The organism is Candidatus Laterigemmans baculatus, from assembly GCF_010367455.1.
In the GTDB taxonomy this organism is placed as follows: domain Bacteria; phylum Planctomycetota; class Planctomycetia; order Pirellulales; family Pirellulaceae; genus Laterigemmans; species Laterigemmans baculatus.
Genome location: NZ_WRPR01000029.1, coordinates 12390 through 33369, shown reverse-complemented (window position 1 = coordinate 33369; position 20980 = coordinate 12390). Strand labels below are relative to the sequence as shown.

Here is a 20980-nt window from a genome sequence, read left to right as displayed (position 1 = left end):
GTTTTAAAAAGCAGTCGCCTTCGGCTTGCCGTTAAACGATTTTTCCGCGAGCCGTCCTGCTCCGAACCAATCCAAAATGGCGCTGTCCAGCTAGCAGCGGTTCCAGGGCGTCACGGCTTGAGAACGACTTTGATGCAGTTGTCCTTCTTGTCGCGGAAGGTTTTGTAGGCCTGGGGCCCTTCCTCGAGCGGGAGCCGGTGGGTGATCACGAAGGAGGGATCGATCTCCCCTTGCTCGATTTTCTGGAGCAACGCGTTGTAGTACTTCTTGACGTGGGTCTGGCCGGTTTTGACGGTCAGGCCTTTGTTCATCAGCGCCCCGAAAGGGACTTTGTCGGGGAACCCGATGTAGACCCCGGGGATCGACAGCGTGCCTCCTTTGCGACAGCACATGATCGCTTCGCGGAGCACGTGCGCGCGGTCGGTCGCCATCATCACCGCCGTCTTGGCTTTGTCGTAAAGGGCGTCGAGGCTGCCGGTTCCATGCGCCTCGGCACCGACCGCGTCGATACACCGATCCGGGCCGCGACCTCCGGTCATGTCCATCAAGCGGTCGTAGACGGTCTCCTCGCTGAAGTCGATCGTCTCAGCCTTGCCGTGCCGCCGCGCCATCTCGAGCCGTTCGGGGACGCAGTCGATGGCGATCACGCGCCCCGCTTTGAACATCCACGCGCTCTGGATCGCGAACTGCCCGACCGGTCCACAGCCCCACACGGCGACCGTCTCTCCGGGTTCGATCTCTGCATTTTCGGCTGCCATGTAGCCGGTGGGAAAAATGTCCGAGAGGAACAGCACCTGGTCGTCCGACAGCCCCGATTCGATCTTCAGCGGCCCCACGTCGGCGTACGGGACGCGAAGATACTCGGCCTGCCCACCGGCGAACCCGCCGAGCATGTGCGAGTAGCCAAACAGCGCCGCCGGAGACTGCCCCATCGCTTTGCGGGCGATCTCGGCGTTGGGGTTCGAGGTGTCGCACAGCGAGTAAAATTGGTGGTTGCAGAACCAGCATGTCCCGCAGGAGATCGTAAAGGGGACCACGACGCGGTCTCCCTTCTTCAGCTTTTGCACCCCCTTGCCGACTTCGACCACCTCGCCCATCGGCTCGTGACCGATCACATCTCCAGCCTGCATCGTCGGCATGAAGCCGTCGAAGAGATGCAGGTCGGATCCGCAGATTGCCGTGGAAGTGATCCGGATGATCACGTCGCCGGGATCCGCAATTTCGGGATCCGGAACGGTATCGAGGCGAATGTCGCCGGTGCCATGCCAACAGAGAGCTTTCATCATTTTCACTCGGGTGCGAGGAGGGGCTGCATTAACCTTCGAGCGCTTCGCCGGCGCGAAGCTCCGAGTAGCAGAGAAGATCGACCGCCATCACTCCGGCGACCGTGGCGGCGGCCAGCCCGGCGCGACGCCGCTGCTCGTCGTCCTCGTAAGCCGCTTCGCCGATCGTCGCTAAGTCGAGTGCGTCGCCTGCCACCCGCGCGGCGACCCATCCGGCGGGACGCGAGCTGCTGAGGATTCCGACGCCGGTGAGGATCTCCCGCACTCCGTAAGCCTGAATCAGCCCGGGATGCGAAACACCCGACCAGCGGGCGACGGTCCGCGGCGCCAGCAGTTCGGCCAACCCCAACCCGATGCTGAACCACCCCAAGCCGCGGGCCAGCCCGAGCCCCGGGGCGTAATGGACATCGGGAGGCGAGTGAGACGGGGCGTACCCGTGAGTCGGTGTCGGCACGGTGATCCGGGTCATGGCATCGGTCCTGAGCAAGAGAGCGGCGTTCTTTCCTGAGCCGAAGGCGCTAGCCTCGGGCCTCGCAGCTCTCTCAAGCAGATCGAGTGCCAGAATCCGAATTCGTTCGTCCCGCTTCGCTCAGCTCGATTCGGCGATCGCTTCGGACTTCGATGCCCCGGCCGCTTGCTCCGCCGCCTCGCCGGTCGATTCGCTCGCGGCGGCGGAATCGCGCAAGAAGCCGAAGTGCCGAAGCCCTTCGAGGATTCCTGCGGCGTACTCACTGCGAGCGTAGAACAGCTCTCCGCCCCGCGGCTTTTTGAGACCCTTGAGTTCGACCGTATGGTTGCCGACGATGATGCCCCGCCCGATTCCGCTGAGCATGTCGCGGTCGTTTCCCGAGTCGCCGGCGGTATAGATTTGCTCGGGCTTCCAATTCCACTTGTCGGCCAGGTAGCGGATCGCTTTGCCTTTGCTGGCGGCTTTTGGCAGCACGTCGACCAAATCCGCGTGGGAAATGATCAGCGTGTAAGTGGCGCCGGTCGCATCGAGCGCTTCGCGAATCTGCTGCTCCGCTTCCTCCGGCGAGACCTCGCGCGTGATCCGATAGCTCAGCTTGAACATCCGCTGGGTGTGCGGCTCCGGTTGGAGCTCGATCCAGTCGATGCTGTCCATCGCCGAGCCGAGCGCTTCGGGCCGCCAATTTTTCTGCAGCCGCGCAATCCAGCCGCGGTCGGGAATGAATCGCCGCCCGTAGCAGATCTCCGAGCCGACCGCCGCGATCGCCAAATCGACTTTGGGAATCCCCGCTTCCTGCAGCGCCTCGTCGACCAACTCCGGCGAGCGTCCGCTGGCCACCCCCAAGGCGATCCGCCCCCGCTCTTCGTGGAGCACGTCCTTGAGAGCCGACAGCGCCTCGTGGTCGCCGAGTAGGGTCCCGTCGATATCGGTGATCAGCATGCACTCGACCTGCTCGAGCCGGCGGCGGGGATGGGCGCTGCCCGCCTCGCTTGGCGGCGCGTCACCGGCGATTTCGTGAATCGCCCGCATGTACTTGGCACAGTGGGCATCCCAGCTGTAGTGCTCCCGGACCTTGTTGATCCCGGAGCTGCTCATCTCGTCCCACCGCTGCGGATCGGAGAGCACATCGAGCATCGCGGCGGTGAGCGCTTCCTGGTCGGTCACGTCGACCGTCAGCCCCGCGTGAGTGTTGGCCGCGATGTCGGTCGGGCCTCCTTTTTCGGTCGCGACGAACGGCAGCCCGGTGGCCGCCGCTTCGATCGCCGTGAGCCCGAAGAGTTCGATAAACGCGCTGTTGACAAACACGCCTCGCGATGCGGCCGCCAACCGGTACAACTCGGGAACCTCATACTCCGAGTCGTGGCGTTTGGGAATCGCCAGCCGGCCGTACAGATCGTGCCGATCCATCAGCAGCAAGATATCGGTCAAGACTTGCTGCTCGTTCTCCGGCATCGACTCAATGTCCGAGCGGATTCCGGCGAAGACGGCGAGGTTCGCGATCGCCTGCAGCCGCTGGCTTTCGCCGTAAGCCTTGATCAGCGCCTGAATGTTCTTGCGGCGGTCGGGCCGGCAGACCGAGAGGATCAGCGGTTTGTCGGGATGGGTGAAAAACCGCGACAGCGATTCGCTCATCCGGAACCGCGCCTGCTTGAACCGCTCGTCGATCGTCTCGCCCGGCAACTCGTAATCGTAGTGCGGAAAGAACCGCTCGAGATCGGTTCCCGGGGGAATAATCTCCTGCCGCAACCCCTCGGGTTTTTCGTACTCGGCGTACTGCGTGAGCATCTCGTGGCGGGTGCTGGCGATCAGCAGCTTCGCCTCGTTCAAACAGTCCTGCTCTTCGGCGATCCGGCGGTCGATCGTCAGGACCTCGTTCGCCTTCTCATGCGTCCACCCCTCGCTCATCAAGTACTCGAGCTTCGGTTTGCCGAGCGAGTGACCGGTGAACACGAAGGGAACGGCAAAATTTTCGGCCAGATGCCGCGCGATGTAGCCGCCGTCGGCGTAGTGACCGTGGACGATTCGCGGCGTACGTCCCTCGCGGGCGGTGAAAGCGATCGCCCCTTCGACGAACTCGTCGAGATGCGGCCACAGCTTTTCCTTGCGGATGTACCGTCCGCCGCCGCAAGCGATACGAACGATCCGGCACTTGGGGCCCAGCGACTCGATCTCTTCGGAATAGTCGCTCGAGACGCGTTTGTCGCGAATCCGCCGCGTCAGCAGATCCACCTGCTCGACTTCGGGAAACTTGCTCAGCGTCCGTGCCAGCTCCAGCACATAGCGAACTTGGCCCCCCGTGTCGGCGTCGCGGCCCATCTCGACACTCTCTCCGCGGACCAGTCCATGCACGCTGACCAGTTGAATGTACATATCCCTTCACTTGGCTTTGAAAACGTTACCCGCTGCAGGACGCATCGACGGCGGTCTCCCCCCAATCCGAGAACCCCAGCTGCAGCGGAGCCCAGCGACACCCTACCAAAAATCGACGCACGGTTGAAAATCGCAGCGAGAGCAGGAGCCAGGCAGAAGAACATGCTCGGCGACCAGTGCACACGCCGTGCCAACCCGGTCTCCGGTCTCCGGTCTCCGGTCTCCGGTCTCCGGTCTCCGGTCTCCGGTCTCCGGTCTCCGGTCTCCGGGAATCTGAAATCTCAAAATCCTTCGCGCGCACCTCCCCTTTTCCGTGCCCTTCCGTGTCCTTCCGTGGCCCGCCTCCCCCCCCGTTCCGTGCGGTTCCGTGTCCTTCCGTGGCTCGCCTCCCCAGTTCCGGTCTGCGGCGTTACCTTAGACCCCATCGGTTTGCTTCCGCCATTTCCACTTTCCCCCGAAGCTCGCTCCTGCCATGTCCGCTCCTGCCCCAGCGACGACCCAACAGAAGATCCGCGTCGGCCATAGCCCGGATGCGGACGACGCCTTCATGTTCTACGCCTTGGCGAAAGACAAAATCGACACCGGGCGGTACCAGTTCGAGCATGAGCTGGTCGACATCGAGACGCTCAACCGGCGGGCTTTCGGGGCCGAGCTGGAGCTGACCGCGGTCAGCCTGCACGCCTACGCCCACCTGGCCGACAAGTACCTGCTGTGCAACAGCGGGGCGAGCATGGGCGACAATTACGGACCGATGGTCGTCACCAAGGAGGGCGGCACGATCGAGCAGATGAAGGGCAAGCGGATCGCCGTCCCCGGCACCCTGACGACCGCCTTTCTGACCCTGCAGATCTGTCTCGACGGCCAATTCGAACACGTCGCCGTCCCCTTTGACGAGATCATCGACGTCGTCAAAGCGGGTGAGTATCAAGGCCAGCCGATCGATGCCGGGTTGATCATCCACGAAGGCCAGCTGACCTACGGCGAAGATGGGCTGAAGCTGGTCGTCGATTTGGGCAAGTGGTGGATGGAGCAGACCGGCTATCCGCTGCCGCTCGGCGCCAACGCGATCCGCCGCGACCTGGGCCCCGAGACGATCGCCGACGTCGCTCGGCTGCTCCGCGAGAGCATCGCCTACGGGCTTGAGCACCGTCAGGACGCGCTCGACTACGCGCTCGGTTTTGGCCGGGGTCTCGACCGCAGTAAAGCCGACGACTTTGTCGGGATGTACGTCAACGAGTGGACGCTCGATTTTGGCGACCGCGGCCGCAAATCGGTCGAACTGCTGCTCGAGCGAGGCCACCAAGCCGGCTTCATCCCCACCCTGGTCCGCCCCGAATTCGTTTAAGCTCAGACAGAAATTCCGGCAATTGCGACCAATTTGAGCCGTAGGCGCTAGCCTCGGGCCTTCGCGAGCAACGGGATTTCTGCAGCAGAACCCGCGGCTAGCGCCGTCGGCTCAGGGTTTCCGAGAGAGCCTAGCGCGCTCCCGCTTCCAGCCCGAACGGACTGAGACAGACCAGCCCCCGCGGGGCAACCTAACGCCGCAGCTGGTCCGGAGCCTTGCCACGTTCTTCGCTGAACGCATTCTCCAGCAGCGATTCGGTGGGGCGGCGGGTGTGGTCTCTTGCTAGGCCGCTGACGTAGCGGTTGCCGTCGATGAAAAACCGCAGCGGTAACTCGGCGGCGTGGCGGATGCCGATCCGTGGGGTGGCGCTGGTCTCAAACTGCAGCGGCTCGGCAAACCGCTCGATCCAGATCGACTGGCCGTCACACAGATTCGCCCCGTCGAGCCGCAGATCGACGTCGAGCGATTGGCAGAGCATCGCCGGCCCGCGGCAGAGCTTGCGGAGCTCGTCGCGGCCTCGCCGCCGCCGCATCTCCTTGAGCCCCCAGACCGGCTCCAGGGCGCGGATCAGCACCGCGCTGCCGCGGCCGACCGATTCGGTGACCGCGTTCAAACAGTACTTGGCGTGAATCGTGTACACGTACAGCGTCCCGGCCCGCCCGAACATCGACGCGTTCCGCGGCGTCGGCCCGCGATGGCTATGGGCTGCGGGATCGTCCTCGGCCAGGTAGGCTTCGGTCTCGACGATCAATCCGCCCACGAGAGAACCACCCATGCGGCGGACCAGCGCGCAGCCGAGCAGCGCCGCGGCGACGTCGTAGGGAGCCGCCTGGAAAAACGATTCGGGAAGCGGTTCTTCGGTGGGCCGCGGGTTCACGGCGGGCTGGGGGTCATTCGGGGAACGAGAAGAGCGAGCCGCCATGCGATGTCCAACCGAGGGAAGTTTTCGGGCGAGGTGGATCGTACCGGTCAGCCGCCCACCGATCCACGGCGGCTACCTCCGCTGCGAAGGGGGCCGAATCACGCACCTCGACCGGACCCGGCCGCCGGGTCCGGTGACCGATCTCGGCGACATGGCCATTCTCCCAGGGCTGGTCAACGCTCACACCCACCTCGAATTCTCCGACCTCCGCGAACCGATTGGACGCGCCCCCGCCGACGACGCGACACGTGCCACCCAGTTTCCACGGGCGTCGCTCGGGTTTGCGGACTGGGCTGCGGCAGTTGTCCGCTCCCGCGGCGCGGCGGCCTCGGATCCCGACGCCCGAGCGGCGGCAATCGCTGCCGGGCTGGCCGAATCGGCTCGGTCCGGAGTGGTGCTGATCGGCGAAATCGCCACCGCGCCGTGGCCCCTCGAGCAGGTGAAGTCACTCGGCCCGCTCGACGCTTCCCTACAGGAACCTCGGCTGACTCTGTTCGCGGAGATCCTGGGGCTCTCACCCGAGCGGCAGACGCAAACTTGGCAGTGGGCAACCTCGCTCGAATCTCAGGCGAGTTCCCACATCGCCCTTGGGCTCAGCCCGCACGCTCCCTACTCGACGCCCCCGGAATTGGTCCGTCGGGCCGTCGCCCATGCCCGCAGCCACCAGATGCCACTGGCGATGCACGTGGCGGAGAGCCGTGAGGAGCTGCAGCTGTTGGAACACGGCGAGGGCCCGTTCCGCGAATCGCTCGAGCGGATGGGAGTCTGGCGCGGCGGGCTGTTTCCCCACGCGGGCCGAATCGACCAGCTCCTGCGGGAATTGGCGGCAGCCCCGCGGACGCTCGTCGTCCATGGCAACTATCTAACGCCCGAGCAGATTGCGTTTCTCGCGGGAGAGCCGCAGATGAGCGTTGTCTACTGTCCGCGGACGCATGCCTATTTTGATCACGACCGACACCCGATCGCCGAACTGTGGCGGGCGGGAGTCCGCGTCGCCCTCGGCACCGACTCGCGAGCCAGCACGCCCGACTTGAGTCTCTGGAACGAAGCGAGATTCCTGCAGGCAACCCGCAGCGATCTCCCCCCGGAAAATTTACTCAAAGCGATCACCGCCGACGCGGCCGACGCCCTCGGCTATCCGAACTTCGGGCGGCTCGAGGTCGGCACCTCGCCAGGAAGCATCGCCGTGCCCACGACCGCGAGCGAAGCGAGGCAACTGTTTGATTCGCTGTTCGAGTTTGAGCCGTAGGCGCTAGCCTCGGGTCCCAGCCGTTTTTTGATACGCGGCCCGCGGCTAGCCCGGGTTATTCATCAGCCGCCGGGCGCTAGCCCCCGGTTCCCGAAAACGCCGTGAGAACCTCCCCCTGGGCATTGATCTCTACCCAAGTCGCACACCCTATCAGCACCCTCCCCCCGGGAGGGTGTCCATTGGCTATAGCCGCAACAGGTCGATTCATGAGCTAGGTTTGCTCAGCACCTCTGCCACCTCGACGCTCAGAAGAACTCGACACTCGGAAAGAATCCGATGGAATCGCTACCGCTGTGGGATCAGCCGCATCTGCTCTGGATCAGCATCGCTGGTCTGCTCGTCTTCTTCGCCGCCAGCCTGCTGGTCAGCGGCTGGAGCATGAAGGTCGCCTGTCGGATCTGTGGTGTCGACGAAATCAGTTTTCGCTACGCTCTGCTGGTGGCGGTCGTCAGCGGATCGGCGGGGATCGCGACGAGTTTGGCGGTGACGTTTGCGGTCTCCGAACCCTCGGCGGGACTTGGAGCGTTTGCGCCTGCGGCGGCGATGATTGCCACGATCGCCCTGCTCGTCGGCCACAATCCGTTTCGCGCCCTTGGGATCTACGTGCTGTATTCGATCCTCAGCGCGCTGCTCACCCTGGCGGTCTTCGTCCCGCTTGGGATCGCAGCCGTTTTCATGATCCCCACCGGCACGATGGATCAGCTGGCGGCAGCTGCCGCCGAAAGCGTCGAGCAGGCCCAAGTGCTGCCGAATCTGCCGGCCGTTGCCGAGCGTTCTGAACGAATGGTCACGCCAAGTGAACTCGAAAACGCGGCCGCCCCTTCCCAGCCGAAGATGCGGCCCGTGTTGCCCGAAGGAGTCGAGCAGAACCCGTTTGTGAAGTAGCGGCGCCGCAACGTCATCACCCTCCCCTCGGGAGGGTGTTAATCAGATTTCCGCCCCTACGGCATCGTCTGCTGGCCGGCGTAGCGGAGGCCGCGGACGATTTGGCTTTTCAGCTCTGACTCGTCGACCGCCGTGGCGACTTCCATGTTGCACCGCCAACTCCGCTGGTTGCGGCGATCGAAGACCGTTTGGCCTCGCGTCAATTCTCCGGCGACTTCCACGTCGCCAGCCATTTCCTGCCACTCGAACAAGTCGGGTTCGAGGGCCGCGAACAGGGCGACCGGATCGTACAGCGGGATGACTTCGCGACCCATCTTTTGGTGCTGCGCGCGAAACGCGAACGGCAGCAACCGGTGCAGCAGATCGCCGGCCCGGGAATAGCGCGGCGGCAAGCCGTCGATCAACTCCAGGCCAAACTCCACGTTTTCGCTGACGTCCAGCGGCAGGAGGCTTTTGGTCGTGGCCGAGTGAAAGACCGAACGCGCCGCCGTGGGATCGAAGTACATGTTGAACTCGGCCGAGGGCGTGATGTTGCCCCCGTGGGAGACCGAGCCGCCGCTGATGATGATCCGATCGACGATCTGCTCGAGCGACGGGTCGCGCTGGAACGCACGGGCGACATTCGTCAGCGGCCCGAGGCAGACCAGGCTGACCTGGTTGGGAAATTGCCGCAGCAGGTCGCCGATCACCTTGTCGCTGGCGATTTGGTGCTGGCGGTCGCTGGTTTCGAAATTGCACCCCGCCAGCCCGTCGGGGCCGTGCAGTTCGAGGTCCGTCTCCACCGCCGCGTTCTCGATCGACTGGGCCGCTCCGATCCGCGGGTACTTGGCCGGGTCGAGGCGGCTGACCAGAGCATGCACGTTGGAGGTCGAACGGTCGGCATCGATCCGTCCGGCGGTGGCGGTGATGGCGACGACTTCCACGCGCGGGTCGAACAGTGCAATGCTGATCGCCACCGCGTCGTCGATCCCTGGGTCACAGTCGATGATGATTTTCCGGGTCATGCGCAGATCTTAAGGCTCAGAGGTGGTATCCGGCGAGAGAAAAAGCGTGGCGGCGACAGGATTGGAGGGAATGGAAAGCGTGCCGAACGGCGTCGGCCGCTGTCGGTCGAGCCGGTCGCCGATTAAGTTGCACGGTGGCAGCAAGTTGCGATAGCCAACCAATTCATCAGGCCAACCAATTCATCAGGCCAACCAATTCATCAGGCCAACCAATTCATCAGGGCAGCCCATTCATCATGGCAGCCGGTCATGGGGGTCGTGGGTCCTGATTGTAGGGAGCCGCGGCGAATCGGCCCATATCGAAGGGCCCCCTATCACGGGGCCCCTTTTCAAAGAAGGCCGCAGGCGAAACAGCGAAGGCGAGGACGGAATGGCGGATTTCGAGAATGCGATTCGGCGGGTGCGGCGGGGCGAGGATCTGGAGGCGGAGGAAATGGCCGGTCTGATCGGCGCGCTGCTCGATGGAGCAGTCGCCGCCGGCGAGGCCGCGGTCGGTGAACTCCTGGTGGCGCTGCACGCCAAAGGAGAGACGGCCGGGGAGTTGGTCGGCGCGGCCCGCGCGATGCGAGCCCACATGACGCCGATCCGCAATCCGCAAGGGACCACCGCGCTGCTCGACACCTGCGGCACCGGGGGGAGCGGTTCGGGAACGTTCAACATCAGCACTGCCGCGGCGATCGTGATTTCCTCGGCCGGCGTCGCGGTCGCAAAACACGGCAATCGCCGCGCCACCAGCCGCTCGGGCTCGGCCGACGTGCTCAGCGAACTCGGCGTCCGCATTGAATCGGATCGCGAAACGGTCGAACGCTTGCTCGCCGAGCTGAATCTCTGCTTCTGCTTCGCTCCGGTCCTGCATCCGGCGATGCGGCACGTGGCGGAGATCCGCCGCAGTCTCGGAGTGCCGACGCTGTTCAATTTGCTCGGGCCGCTCTGCAATCCGGCCGGGGCGACCCATCAGCTACTCGGCGCCGGCAAAACAGCCACCCAGAGCATCTTGGCCGAAGCCCTGGCGGCCCTCGGCACGACGCGCTCGGTCGTCGTCCGCGGCGAAGATGGCCAGGACGAAGTCAGCCTCGATGGAACGACCACCGCGATCGAAGTCCGCGGCGGCGATTCCCCCGAAACCCTGACGCACGCCTGGACGGCGGCCACGTTCGGGCTTTCCCCCTCGGGAGCCGACGCGCTGCAAGCAGCCGACCCGGCCGAGAGTGCCAGAATCATCGGCGAAGTGCTCGAGGGACGCCGCGGACCGTGCCGCGACATCGTGCTGGCCAATGCGGCAACCGGGCTGTGGCTGGTCGAGCGGTGCCGGACGCTGCGGGAAGGCGTCGAGCTGGCTGCCGACAGGATCGACAGCGGTGCGGCGCGGCAGCAGCTCGAGCGGTTTGTCGCCGCCAGCCAAACCGAAGGCCCCCTTTTCCCGCTACATTGAATCCTGGACAAATCGCTCGGTTGGCCGATGGACCGAATGCCCGACTGAATGCCCGACTGAATGCCTGGGGTGGAGAAACGGAGTCCGATGAAAATATTGCTCGCAGAGCAAGAGCTGCAGGCCGGGGTGCGACGGCTGGCCGCCCAGATTCGGCAGCAGTACGGTGAGCAGCCGTTGACGCTCGTCGCGGTGATGACCGGCTCGGTCGTGCTCTTGGCCGACTTGATGCGGTTGCTCGACATGCCGCTGCGAATTGGCGTGATCGGGGCGAGCAGCTACCGGGGCGGGACCACCGCCGGAGAGCTCCAGGTGGCCAGCGAGATGCTGATCGACATCCGCGACCGCGACGTGCTGCTCGTGGACGATATTTTCGACACCGGGCGAACGCTCGAGCGGCTGGTCGCCCACATCGGAGGGCTCGGCGCCCGGTCGGTGCGGACAGCGGTCCTGCTGCACAAACAGCGCGAGACCGAGGTGACCCTCCGACCCGACTTCGTGGCCTTTGAGATTCCCGATGAATTCGTCGTCGGGTATGGGCTCGATTATCGCGACCACTACCGCAATCTCCCCTTTCTGGGCGTGCTCGAGCCGCAGGACTTGGAGCGGGATTCGCCGGCGGTGCTGAGCGCGCGATCCGAACCGGGCGATGGCTGACGCGCGGCCGGAGGGTGGCCCGGCAATCTTGATGGTCACTCGGCGTTTCTGGCCTCATACCGACGATGCCACGGGGCGTTTGACCGTGCTCGCCGAAGGCTTGCGGCGGAGCGGTGCCCGGGCAACGCTGCTCGCTCCGCGGTACTCGGCAGCTTGGCCCACGAGCCTGGTGTACCGTGAACTCCCCGTGCTCCGCCCGGTCGCGGCTCCCCGGGGCGATTGGTCGGCGGCGCTCTACCAGCGCGGCCTCACGCGGTGGCTGCGCGAGCATCTCGCCGAGTACGACATCGCCTACGCCGACAACATGCGCGATGAAGGGGCGGCGGTAGTCGATGCCGCGCTGCGGCTGGGTATCCCGAGCCTCGTTCGCTGCCGCGGGACGGGTGAATTCTCCGACTCGCGGTGGGCCGGCGGCTCGCGGGCGGCGAGGCGGATGTTCAACCAAAGCCTGCGTGCCGGGGCCCTCATCGCCCCGACCGCCTCGGCCGCGCGTGCCCTGCTCGCCTGCGGGGCATCGGCGACCAAAGTCCACCGGATCGACGACGGATTTCCGGCCGGTCCCCGTCGCGACCCGCCACTGGTCGCAGCCGCTCGCGCCAGTTTGGCGGCGGTCAACGCGGATTTGCGGGTTCCGCAGGGAGGACGCGTCGTCGTCTGCCCGGCTCCGCTCGACGCGTTTTCAGGAGTCCTGCAGCTCGCCGAAGCGATCGTGCCGCTGTGCGAGGAGTGGCCCGAACTGCGGGTTTGGTGGATCGGCGATGGGCCGAGTCGCGAAACGCTCCACAGGTATCTCCGCGAGCAAGGCGTTCGCGACGTGACCGCCCTGCCCGGCTGCTTTGGACACGTCGAGGAGTTGTTTCGGGCGGCCGACCTGATGGTCTTTCCCACCGACGGCGAGGGACTCGAACAGCGGTTGCCAGCCGCCCTCGGTGCGGGAGTCCCGACGGTCGTTCCCGACACTCCCGAGATCCGCGCGCTGCTTGGCCCGGCCGTCTCGCAGATCCCGACGTTCATCCCCGGCGACGTGGCGGACCTGCGACGCGTCTTGCGGGCTTCGCTCGAGGACGCCTCGCACAGCCTGTCCCGCGCCGCCGACCTGCGGGGAATCCTTCGCCAATCCAACCCACGCGAGCATTCGATTGCGGCGCACCTGGAGCTGATCACGCAGCTGCTCGGCGACCGGCGGCCGATCGATCTCGACCGTCCCACCGGAGCGACATCATGACGATCCGCGTTGCCCTGATCATTCCCACCATGGATCGCGGAGGAGCCGAGCGGCAGGTGTGCATGCTGGCGGCCGCTTTGCCTCGCGAGCGGTTCGACGTGCACGTTGTGCTGCTCACCCGCGAAGGGCCGCGGATCGCCGAGCTGGATCAAGCCGGTGTGCCGCACACGCTCGTGGGCAAGCGAGGCAAAGCCGATCCCACCGCCTACTTTCGCCTCCGCCGGTTGCTCCGCGAGCTTCGTCCCGACGTCGTGCACACGTTCTTGTTCGCCGCCAACAGCTACGGACGGGCGGCTGCGAAGTCGGTCGGCGTGCCGGTGATCATCGGCTCGGAACGCTGCGTCGATCCGTGGAAGACGTGGAGACACGGGGTGATCGATCGGCGGCTGGCAAAAATCTCCACGGCGATCACCACCAACAGCTCGGGCGTCCGCGACTTCTATGCGGCGCGAGGAGTTCCGGCGGAGCTGTTTCGCATCATCCCCAACGGCATCGAACCGGCTCCGCCGAGCCAAACTTCGCGGCTCGAGATCGCGCGGCGGTTGGAGCTCGACCCCCAGCGACACTGGATCGGAGCGGTCGGACGGCTGTGGCCGCAAAAGCGGTATCGCGATTTGATCTGGGCCACCGACATGCTCAACACGCTCCGCCCGGATGACGTGTCGCTGGTGATCGTCGGCGACGGGCCGCAGCGAGACGAGCTGCTCCGGCATCGCGACGCGGTCTCCAACGTCGACCGCGTCCGGTTCGTCGGCCCCCGGGAGGACGTCGCGGAGCTGCTCCCGCATCTGGACGTATTTTGGCTTGGCAGTGGCTACGAAGGGCAGAGCAACGCGCTGATGGAAGCGATGCGGGCCGGCCGCCCCTGCGTGGCCACCGACATCCCAGGCAACCGCGACTTGATCGAGCACGACCAGCACGGGTTGCTCGTCGCCGTCGGAGACTCCCCCGACTTCGCTCGCCAAACCCAGCACTTGCTCGAACACCCCGACGACGCGGCCCGGCTCGGGCGAGCGGCAGCAGAGCGGATCGCCCGCGAGTTCAGCGTGTCGGCCATGGTCGACGCCCACGCCCTGCTTTACGAATCGCTTACAGGCTTGAGTGGGAGCGAAAATTTCTCTGAAAAATCTGTGAAGGCGTAGGGCTGGTAGCGATTCCGCCGGGCGCGAATCGAAGAATCTCACTCGGAATGGCTGTTTTGGCTAAGCAAGACGTTGAGTGGCCGCCTCGCGTTGATAAATTCGAAGAGATGGCACCGCGGTTCATGCCCCGGCTCGCCCCCTCCCTTCCGCCCCTCGAGAAGCAACGTCATGTCCGAAGCTGGCCGCCCGATGTTGGATGAAGTCGAGCTGCTGTTGCTCAACGCCCAGTTGCGCGACGAACTTGAGCCGTACGTCGACGAATCGCTCAATGGCCTTTCCCAGCGACGGATGCCGCTGAGTGTCGAGAACGAGTACCTCGCCTCGATGCTGGCCTGGGAACGCGCTCCAGCGATGCCGATCAGCCAATGGTTCTCGCCGGAACTCAAGCTGCCCCACCCCGACGAAGTCGCCGAAGAGGAGCTGCACAATCTGCTCTGGGAGACGATCCAAAAACTGTACGATCAACGGGTCGTGCTCGAATGCACCGACCACCTCGACGATCTGCAACTGTACCGGATCATCTACCGCGACATCCTGCCGGCCTGGGAAAAGAAAGTCGATCTGCCCCGCAATTTCCTCCATTGGCGGTGCCTCGACGACGACGATGCGGAGACGTGGTTGCGATTCTACGCCACCAATCGCGAGCGTCGGCAGTGGCGTGAAGAAACCGGCCAGCAGCCCCCGGCGGCCGAACTCGCCCCCTATCCCCGCCACATGCCCAGCCGCCCGCATTAGGCGGACGCCTTGCCCAATCAGGGCACGCGGGGGAGCCCAATCAGCCGCCACGCGCTAGCGTCCGGTTCTCCCGCACTGACCGGATGTACGTCAGCCTATCCAGGCTGACTCTCGTCCACTCGAGCCTCGGTTGAGCCGTAGGCGCTAGCCTCGGGCCTCAGCCGGTATGCGCCGCGGGAAAACGTTGCACTGCTGCGGCGCTGAATCACGAGCACGATCCGTTCGCCAGCGCAACGGAACCCGCGGCTAGCGCCGTCGGCTCACCCGCAGAGCGCCAGCGGCTGAAGAAATACCTCGACTACAGCTGCAAATCGCGGAGGAACGCGTAGCTCTGGGCGATCGATTCGAGCGGGGAGAGCGAATGATCCTGCTCGACGTGGCACTGCTCGACCCCGATCCGCTCGGCCACCTGGAGCAGCTCGGCAAAATCGATCGAGCCGTCGCCGACTTCTTGAAAGGTGGTTTCTGAGACTTTGCTTTCGTCGAAGACGGTTCCGGCGCCCGGCTTCACATCCTTCAAGTGAAGTTGGCTGACGGCCCCGTCGAGCCGCTTGAGGATCTCGACCGGTTTCCAGCCTCCCACGGCGGTCCAAAACACGTCGATCTCGAATTTGATCAGCTTCGGATCAAAGCCTTTGACCAACAGGTCGAAGCCCATCGTGTCGTTCTCGAGCGGCTCGAATTCGAAGGCGTGGTTGTGATAGCAGAGCTGCATGCCAGCCTGATGGATCCTCTCGCCGACGGCGTTGGCCGCGTCGGCGGCGCGGCGATAATCGTCGGCCGAGTCGCGGTGCCCGGGACCGATATAGCCGAAGACGAGGTACTTGAGGCCGATCTGCTGGGCCGCCTCAATTACCTCTTCAATCTTCGCCGCGCCGGGCGTATCCGGAGCGACGACCGCCTTCCAATCGAAGAACGCACTGGTCACCGCCAGCCCCTGATCCTTGGCCGCCTTGGCGACCTCTTGGGCTCCCACCGTCTCGACCAACTCCACTTGCTTGTAGCCGATCTCCGCGATTTTCTTCAGCGTCGCATCGCGATCCGCGGCCAACTCGTTCCGCACCGTGTACAGCTGCAGACCGAGCCGCTGCATGTAGCGATGGTCCGGAGGCAAGGCGAGCAGAGGGCGAGGGCAATGGACGGCAGCGGCAGCCAGGGCGGAGCTCAAGAGGAATTGTCGGCGGCGCATGGGAAGCTCGCAAGCGATTGCATGAAGAGAAGAATCGAGGGCCATGCAACTATAACACCGACAATGCAAACATGCGCCAAAACCGCAATGTCCGTCAGGCTTTCCAGCCTGACGCACCGACCGCCGCGTCGATCTCGGCGACCAGCTCGGGCGAGAGTGGCCGAGCGCGGGCCGTCTCACGAATCTGCTCCGGCCGCTTGGCCCCAACCAACACGGAGCTGACCCCCGGTTGGCTCAGCACCCACCCAAGCGACAGCTGGGCCACCGTGAGCTCCGCCTCCTCGCCGAGCTGCCGCAGCCGATCGATCACCCGATGCGCTCGCTCGCGGGCCGCTCCTTGATAGATCGCATACCCGGGGCGCGAATCGCCCGGATCGAAGACGTGCTGGCGGTCGATCCGGCCAGCCAACAGGCCCTTCATCAGCCCCCAGTAGGTATGCACCGCGATCCCTTGCTCGCGACACCACTCCACCCGGCGGTCGAGCACCTCTCGCTGCAGCAAATTCAGCGGCCACTGAACTGCCGACAGCGGACCGGCTTCGGCAGCGGCCAGGAGCGCCGGAAAGTCGGCATTGCAGAGCCCGATCCGAGCCGCCAACCCGCGCTCCCGAAGCCCCTCGAGCGCCTCGATCGAGCGCCGAACGTCGATCTCTGGGTCGACGCTATGAAGCATCAGCAGATCGAAGCGTTCGATCCCAATCCGCCGGAGTGAGTCCTCGGCGTCAGCCACCAAAGTTGCTGGCGAAGCATCGGTGACTCGCTTCCGATCCGCCGTCCACCGCTGACCCACCTTGCTGATCACGACACAGCCTTCACGCCGCCTCGAGGAACCTGCGGCCAGCATCTCGCCGAGCAGACGGTCGCTCTCACCGTCATAACCGTAGCTAAACGCCGTATCGAAAGTTGTGACGCCTGCATCGAGGGCCGCTCTGATCGTCTGGCGACTCAGCTCAGGCGTCACTCCCACCGAGGTCACGCCGGCAATCGGCCAGAGACCTAAAACGACTGGAGATACTACAAGGTCGGACAACTGGGGCAGCCCCTCGAGAAACGGGATCGGCGAACCGCAGGCCGCTCCAATTCGCAGCGGGCCCACATTCGGGGGACCTCCAGCGAGAAGTCCTCCGCCCCACGATACAGCGTCCGCAGGCGCAGGAAAAACCCCCGCAGGCAAAGGACCTACGGGGGTTTTCCAAGTGCTGGCGGGCTCCTCCTGTTCCGCGGGCGACCCGTCAGTAATCAGGCAAGCGGGGCAGGTTTCCTATGGCTAGTTGTCTTCCTGCCGTTCACGCTCCTGCTGCCGTTCACGCTCTTGCTGCCGTTCGCGCTCTTGCTGGCGTTCACGCTCTTGCCGTTCACGTTCTTGCTGGCGTTCGCGATCTTGCTGGCGTTCGCGCGCCTCCTGCCGTTCGCGTTCCTGCTGGCGCTGGCGATCCGCTTGTCGCTCACGCTCTTCCTGGCGATCGCGGTCGGCTTGCCGCTCCCGGTCGCCTTGGCGGTCGCGCTCCTCCTGCTGGCGGCGCATCTCCTGCTGGCGGCGATCAGCCTCCGCGCGGGCGTTGTTGAGCGCTTCTTGGCGGGAGACGAGTCGGGCATTGAAGGTCCGTTGCTGATCCTCGCGCATGGCGACGACTCGGACCTGTTCGCCCGGTTGCCGCTGGACGATGGCACCGATCAGGTCCCGGGGTTCGCTGATTTCAGTTTCATCGACTTGGGTGATCACGTCGCCGGCGCGAAGGCCCGCTTCGGCCGCCGGACTCCCCCGCATCACGTCCAACACCCGCACGCCATTGCCTTCCCGATCGGGCGCCATCGCGACTCCCAATCCTCCGGGAAGGTTGCGCCGGGCAACGTCGCTACGACGGTCGTCCTGGCGACGGTCGCGGTCCATCTGCCGGTCCATTTGCCGGTCCCGGCGAGCGGTTTCTCGTCGGCGGTCGTCTTGGCGACGCTCGCGATCCATGCGGGGATCTTGATTTACAACCTGCACCACCGAGCGGCCGCGTCCCTGGAACTGTTCTGCGACGACCACCGCGCGGTCACCGATGCGGACCAAGCGTCCACGAATCCGGACTTCATCCCCCTTGCTCGGCGCATCCGGTCCGAGCCGACGGACATCCCCGAGATCGACCGCGACGCGGTTACCGCGTTCGGTTTTCAGCAGCGCGACCAAGTGCTGGCGATCGGTACCCCGCACGTCCACGCGTTTGGTCTGGACGACCTCACCCTGGATGCGGCCGCGCCGCGCCTGGGACTGGGACTGAGAACGCTGCCGATCGTCGCGCTGCCGATCGTCGCGCTGGCGGTCCATCCGCTCTCGTTCGCCGCCCTCGCGCTGCTCGGCGCCGTCACGCTGATCGGCGCGGGCCCGGCGATCGCGCTGGTCATAGTCGTCCTGAGCGATGCTCGGCTGTATCGAGAAGAGCCCGAGGGCCAATCCGAGCGCCGTCGTTGTGATGCATTTCTTCATCGGAATCTCCAAAGCGATTTGGATCGTTGATTGATACGGTTGGTTGAGGTGACGCAGTGACGACAGCCGGCCTAAAAATCGTCCTCAAAGAAGCCGTTGTCGTAGTCGTATTGATAGTCGCGGTCGTAGTAGTCGTTGTCGTCGTAGTAGTCGTAGTCGTCGTCATAGCCGTAGTCTTCGGCGTCACCCTCGTAGTCGATTCCGCGATCGTTATCGAACCAGTCGGACGGGTCGTACCACTCCTCCTCGTGCACCCCTTCGCCGGGCTCGTACTCGTAATCCTCGTCGTCGTAGTCGTCGTTGTAGTCGTAGTAGTCGTAGTACCAGTCGTCGTCGTAGTTGTCGTCGTCGTAGTACGCGCCGTTGTAGCCATAGCCATAGTCATACAGCCCATACTGGGCGTGGGCAGGCGCGCCGCTGAACGACACCAGCGTGATCGCTGCGGCGGCGAGCAGACCGAGCGGCCAACGCATCTGACGACTCGCGTGGGTCAAAAACGTCTGCGACATATCTCTGCACTCCATTGGAAGGCGACAAGACATTCCGCCCCCGGCGGGCGGAAAGCTAATACCCGGAGCAGCGGGCAACTAGCATTCCAGGTAGGCAAACTGTGCCGAATGTGCCAAGAAGGAGGCTAGGAGAGAGGGGGCAACGGTAGAAACCGGGGCGCCCTGAGCGGAAACCGCGCATAGTCGCCTTTCGCTCCGCGAAAGCAGCGTGAGCGGGCGCGCTACCTATAGTCGCCTTTCGCTCCGCGAAAGTAGCGTGAGCGGGCGCGCTACTTTCGCGGAGCGAAAGGCGACTATCGGCGACTCTGGGCGACTATAAGAAAAGCCCGCCGATCACGCGGATCGACGGGCCTTGGGTCGCAGATGGTATCGATCGAGTGGGGCTGACAGGAATCGAACCTGCACTCCCGAAGGAACTAGATCCTAAATCTAGCGCGTCTGCCAGTTCCGCCACAGCCCCCCACTGCACCTCGCCCCCAATTCACCTCGCGCCGAACGCGCCTCGCGCCGGACGCGCCTCGCGGGCGCGCCGGCCGCTTTGCGGGGCGATATCCGTTGGGGTGCTTACTCGCCAGCGGTCGGAACGACCCAGACCTTCAAGTCGGCTTCGACGTCGCTGTGTAGGTGGATCTTGACCGTGTACAGACCGAGCTCCTTGAGCGGGCCCTGCAGACGAACTTGATCCTGCGCCAAGGTGATGCCCTGCTGCTTGAGGGCGTCGACGATTTCATGTGCCCCGACGCTGCCGTAGAGGTGACCTTCGTCGTTGGCATTGGCTTCGATCGTGATCGACTGTTTTTCGATCTCGTCGGCCTGAGCGCGGAACGCCTTAAGCCGCTCGAGCTCGACCAACCGCAGCTTCTCGCGGTGCTTTTCGATCATCCGACGGTGGTGATCGGTAGCGATCGTCGCCAGCCCCTGCGGGAGCAGGTAATTCAGCGCGTAGCCCCGCCGAACTTCGACCAGTTCCCCCTGTTTCCCGAGGTGTTCGACGTTGTGGATCAGCAGCAGCTGGACGCCGCCCGTTTTTCCCTGGGGAAGTCGCTTGTAGGGACGGTCGTGCTTATTGCGTTTAAGAGCGGTCTGAGACATGGAAACAGCTTCGTGGATCGAAAGAATGGACGTTGGGGAATTGGGGAATGTCGGAATTTAGAAGGGGATGTCTTCCTCGTCATAACCGGGACCGCCACCGGTCGGTTGCGCTTCGCGGCGTGCTGCCGGAGGCGCTCCATACTCGTCGTTCCGCGAGCCTGCATCGTGCCCGCCGCTGTGGGAGCCGCCGTGGTTCGACGAGCGGGATCCGCCGCCAGATCCGCCCCCCTCGCGGCCACCGACGAATTGCATCCGGTCGCAGACGACGCGGAGCTTCGATCGCTTTTGGCCGTCGGTCTCCCACGTATCGAGCTTCAATCGTCCCTCGACGAACAGCGGTGAACCTTTGCTGAGGTACTCGCTGGCCAATTCGGCGGTCCGCCCCCAGAGCGTCACATCGACGAACGTGGTCTCGTCGACCCATTCACCCTGGGCATTTTTACGGCGATCGTTGACCGCCAGACCGATATCGGTGACGGCGGTTCCGCCGGGCGTGTACTTCAATTCGACATCGCGGGTCATATTGCCCATCAAGATGACGCGATTGTAACTAGCCACTGGCACACCCCCGTTTGGTCTCGAGCGCTGGACGAATAGGAGCCGATTGGCTTAAGAGGTCGCTGCCGTCTCGGCCGGTTGCTCGCTCGCTTCGTCGGCTTCTTCGGGCCGCAGCGCCTCGCCGCGAGCGTGAGCGACCATCGCGTCGACCAACCGCGGATCGATTTTCAGCACCAACTGCCGCAGGATCGACTCGTTCAACTGACAGGCTCGGTTCAACTCGGGCAACCGGGTGCTCTCGATCTCAAAATAGGTCAACCAGTAGGTGCCCTTCTGGTGACCATCGATCGGGTAGGCCAACTTCTGCTCATTCCACAGCCGGTTGGCGAGCACGCTGCCCTCGAGCTCCTCGATCATCTGCGGGATCGAGTCGCTAACCCCGCCGGGATCGCGCGCGTAGCGATTGCTGTCGAGGATGAACAGACATTCGTAAACATTCCGAGCCAC

The 20980-nt window shown here is 64.6% G+C and carries 21 protein-coding genes and 1 tRNA gene; 9 read left to right on the top strand and 13 right to left on the bottom strand.

The annotated features are described in order from the left end of the window. Window positions 1-110: 110 nt before the first annotated feature. From GNK13_RS06410 to GNK13_RS06400, 3 genes are all read right to left on the bottom strand, one after another. Entirely contained in the window at window positions 111-1283 is a 1173-nt protein-coding gene (locus GNK13_RS06410) for a zinc-dependent alcohol dehydrogenase (protein WP_164101678.1), read from the bottom strand. A 31-nt stretch (window positions 1284-1314) separates the two neighbouring features. After that, entirely contained in the window at window positions 1315-1752 is a 438-nt protein-coding gene (locus GNK13_RS06405; protein WP_164101677.1) for a hypothetical protein, read from the bottom strand. A 120-nt stretch (window positions 1753-1872) separates the two neighbouring features. Next, complete coding sequence (locus GNK13_RS06400; protein ID WP_164101676.1) at window positions 1873-4122, bottom strand: HAD-IIB family hydrolase; 2250 nt, start codon at window positions 4120-4122, stop codon at window positions 1873-1875. 472 nt (window positions 4123-4594) lie between these two features. Between GNK13_RS06400 and GNK13_RS06395 the strand changes: the two genes are divergently transcribed. Continuing rightward, window positions 4595-5467: an MqnA/MqnD/SBP family protein gene (locus GNK13_RS06395; RefSeq protein WP_164101675.1), complete on the top strand. Its 873-nt coding sequence runs from the start codon at window positions 4595-4597 to the stop codon at window positions 5465-5467. Window positions 5468-5657: 190 nt separating this feature from the next. On the opposite strand, the gene GNK13_RS06390 is transcribed toward GNK13_RS06395, so the two are convergent. After that, window positions 5658-6344 (bottom strand): DNA-3-methyladenine glycosylase, encoded by a 687-nt coding sequence (locus GNK13_RS06390; RefSeq protein ID WP_235934850.1) that lies wholly within the window; start codon window positions 6342-6344, stop codon window positions 5658-5660. A 43-nt stretch (window positions 6345-6387) separates the two neighbouring features. Here GNK13_RS06390 and GNK13_RS06385 point away from each other — a divergent pair, with 43 nt between their 5' ends. Further along, a complete protein-coding gene (locus tag GNK13_RS06385) occupies window positions 6388-7638 on the top strand; it encodes an amidohydrolase family protein (protein WP_164101673.1) in 1251 nt (416 codons plus the stop codon). A 276-nt stretch (window positions 7639-7914) separates the two neighbouring features. Beyond that, window positions 7915-8523 (top strand): hypothetical protein, encoded by a 609-nt coding sequence (locus tag GNK13_RS06380; protein ID WP_164101672.1) that lies wholly within the window; start codon window positions 7915-7917, stop codon window positions 8521-8523. A gap of 56 nt (window positions 8524-8579) precedes the next feature. Here GNK13_RS06380 and GNK13_RS06375 read toward each other — a convergent pair whose 3' ends face one another. Continuing rightward, a complete protein-coding gene (locus GNK13_RS06375) occupies window positions 8580-9527 on the bottom strand; it encodes a nucleoside hydrolase (RefSeq protein ID WP_164101671.1) in 948 nt (315 codons plus the stop codon). Between the two features lie 370 nt (window positions 9528-9897). Between GNK13_RS06375 and trpD the strand changes: the two genes are divergently transcribed. The 5 genes from trpD (at window position 9898) to GNK13_RS06350 (ending at window position 14715) form a co-directional block, all read left to right on the top strand. Continuing rightward, window positions 9898-10959, top strand: coding sequence for an anthranilate phosphoribosyltransferase (gene trpD, locus GNK13_RS06370; RefSeq protein WP_164101670.1), 1062 nt, complete (start codon window positions 9898-9900; stop codon window positions 10957-10959). A gap of 87 nt (window positions 10960-11046) precedes the next feature. Beyond that, a complete protein-coding gene (gene hpt, locus GNK13_RS06365) occupies window positions 11047-11613 on the top strand; it encodes a hypoxanthine phosphoribosyltransferase (RefSeq protein WP_164101669.1) in 567 nt (188 codons plus the stop codon). Continuing rightward, a complete protein-coding gene (locus tag GNK13_RS06360) occupies window positions 11606-12838 on the top strand; it encodes a glycosyltransferase family 4 protein (RefSeq protein WP_164101668.1) in 1233 nt (410 codons plus the stop codon). Before hpt ends, GNK13_RS06360 begins: the two co-directional genes overlap by 8 nt. Beyond that, the gene (locus GNK13_RS06355; protein ID WP_236010507.1) at window positions 12835-13980 is read left to right on the top strand and encodes a glycosyltransferase; all 1146 of its coding nucleotides are present in this window, start codon (window positions 12835-12837) and stop codon (window positions 13978-13980) included. Before GNK13_RS06360 ends, GNK13_RS06355 begins: the two co-directional genes overlap by 4 nt. A 168-nt stretch (window positions 13981-14148) precedes the next feature. Next, window positions 14149-14715, top strand: a complete 567-nt coding sequence (locus tag GNK13_RS06350) for a hypothetical protein (RefSeq protein ID WP_164101667.1) — start codon at window positions 14149-14151, stop codon at window positions 14713-14715. 298 nt (window positions 14716-15013) lie between these two features. Here GNK13_RS06350 and GNK13_RS06345 read toward each other — a convergent pair whose 3' ends face one another. From GNK13_RS06345 to GNK13_RS22060, 3 genes are all read right to left on the bottom strand, one after another. Then, entirely contained in the window at window positions 15014-15904 is an 891-nt protein-coding gene (locus GNK13_RS06345) for a sugar phosphate isomerase/epimerase family protein (protein ID WP_164101666.1), read from the bottom strand. A 94-nt stretch (window positions 15905-15998) separates the two neighbouring features. Further along, entirely contained in the window at window positions 15999-16934 is a 936-nt protein-coding gene (locus GNK13_RS06340; RefSeq protein ID WP_164101680.1) for an aldo/keto reductase, read from the bottom strand. 237 nt (window positions 16935-17171) lie between these two features. Continuing rightward, on the bottom strand, window positions 17172-17717 hold the full coding sequence (locus tag GNK13_RS22060; protein ID WP_390622501.1) for a PDZ domain-containing protein: 546 nt from the start codon (window positions 17715-17717) through the stop codon (window positions 17172-17174). A 129-nt stretch (window positions 17718-17846) separates the two neighbouring features. On the opposite strand from GNK13_RS22060, the gene GNK13_RS22055 reads away from it, so the two are divergent. Then, on the top strand, window positions 17847-18404 hold the full coding sequence (locus GNK13_RS22055) for a hypothetical protein (RefSeq protein WP_164101664.1): 558 nt from the start codon (window positions 17847-17849) through the stop codon (window positions 18402-18404). 41 nt (window positions 18405-18445) lie between these two features. Here the strand turns inward: GNK13_RS22055 and GNK13_RS06325 are convergent, their stop codons facing one another. From GNK13_RS06325 to rpsF, 5 genes are all read right to left on the bottom strand, one after another. Beyond that, entirely contained in the window at window positions 18446-18883 is a 438-nt protein-coding gene (locus GNK13_RS06325; RefSeq protein ID WP_164101663.1) for a hypothetical protein, read from the bottom strand. Between the two features lie 378 nt (window positions 18884-19261). Then, window positions 19262-19343, bottom strand: a tRNA-Leu gene (locus GNK13_RS06320). A gap of 104 nt (window positions 19344-19447) precedes the next feature. Then, complete coding sequence (gene rplI, locus GNK13_RS06315; protein WP_164101662.1) at window positions 19448-19975, bottom strand: 50S ribosomal protein L9; 528 nt, start codon at window positions 19973-19975, stop codon at window positions 19448-19450. A gap of 57 nt (window positions 19976-20032) precedes the next feature. Beyond that, entirely contained in the window at window positions 20033-20533 is a 501-nt protein-coding gene (locus GNK13_RS06310; RefSeq protein WP_164101661.1) for a single-stranded DNA-binding protein, read from the bottom strand. 51 nt (window positions 20534-20584) lie between these two features. Continuing rightward, window positions 20585-20980 carry a 30S ribosomal protein S6 gene (rpsF, locus tag GNK13_RS06305; RefSeq protein WP_164101660.1) on the bottom strand — a complete coding sequence of 132 codons (396 nt, stop codon included), beginning with the start codon at window positions 20978-20980 and terminating at the stop codon, window positions 20585-20587.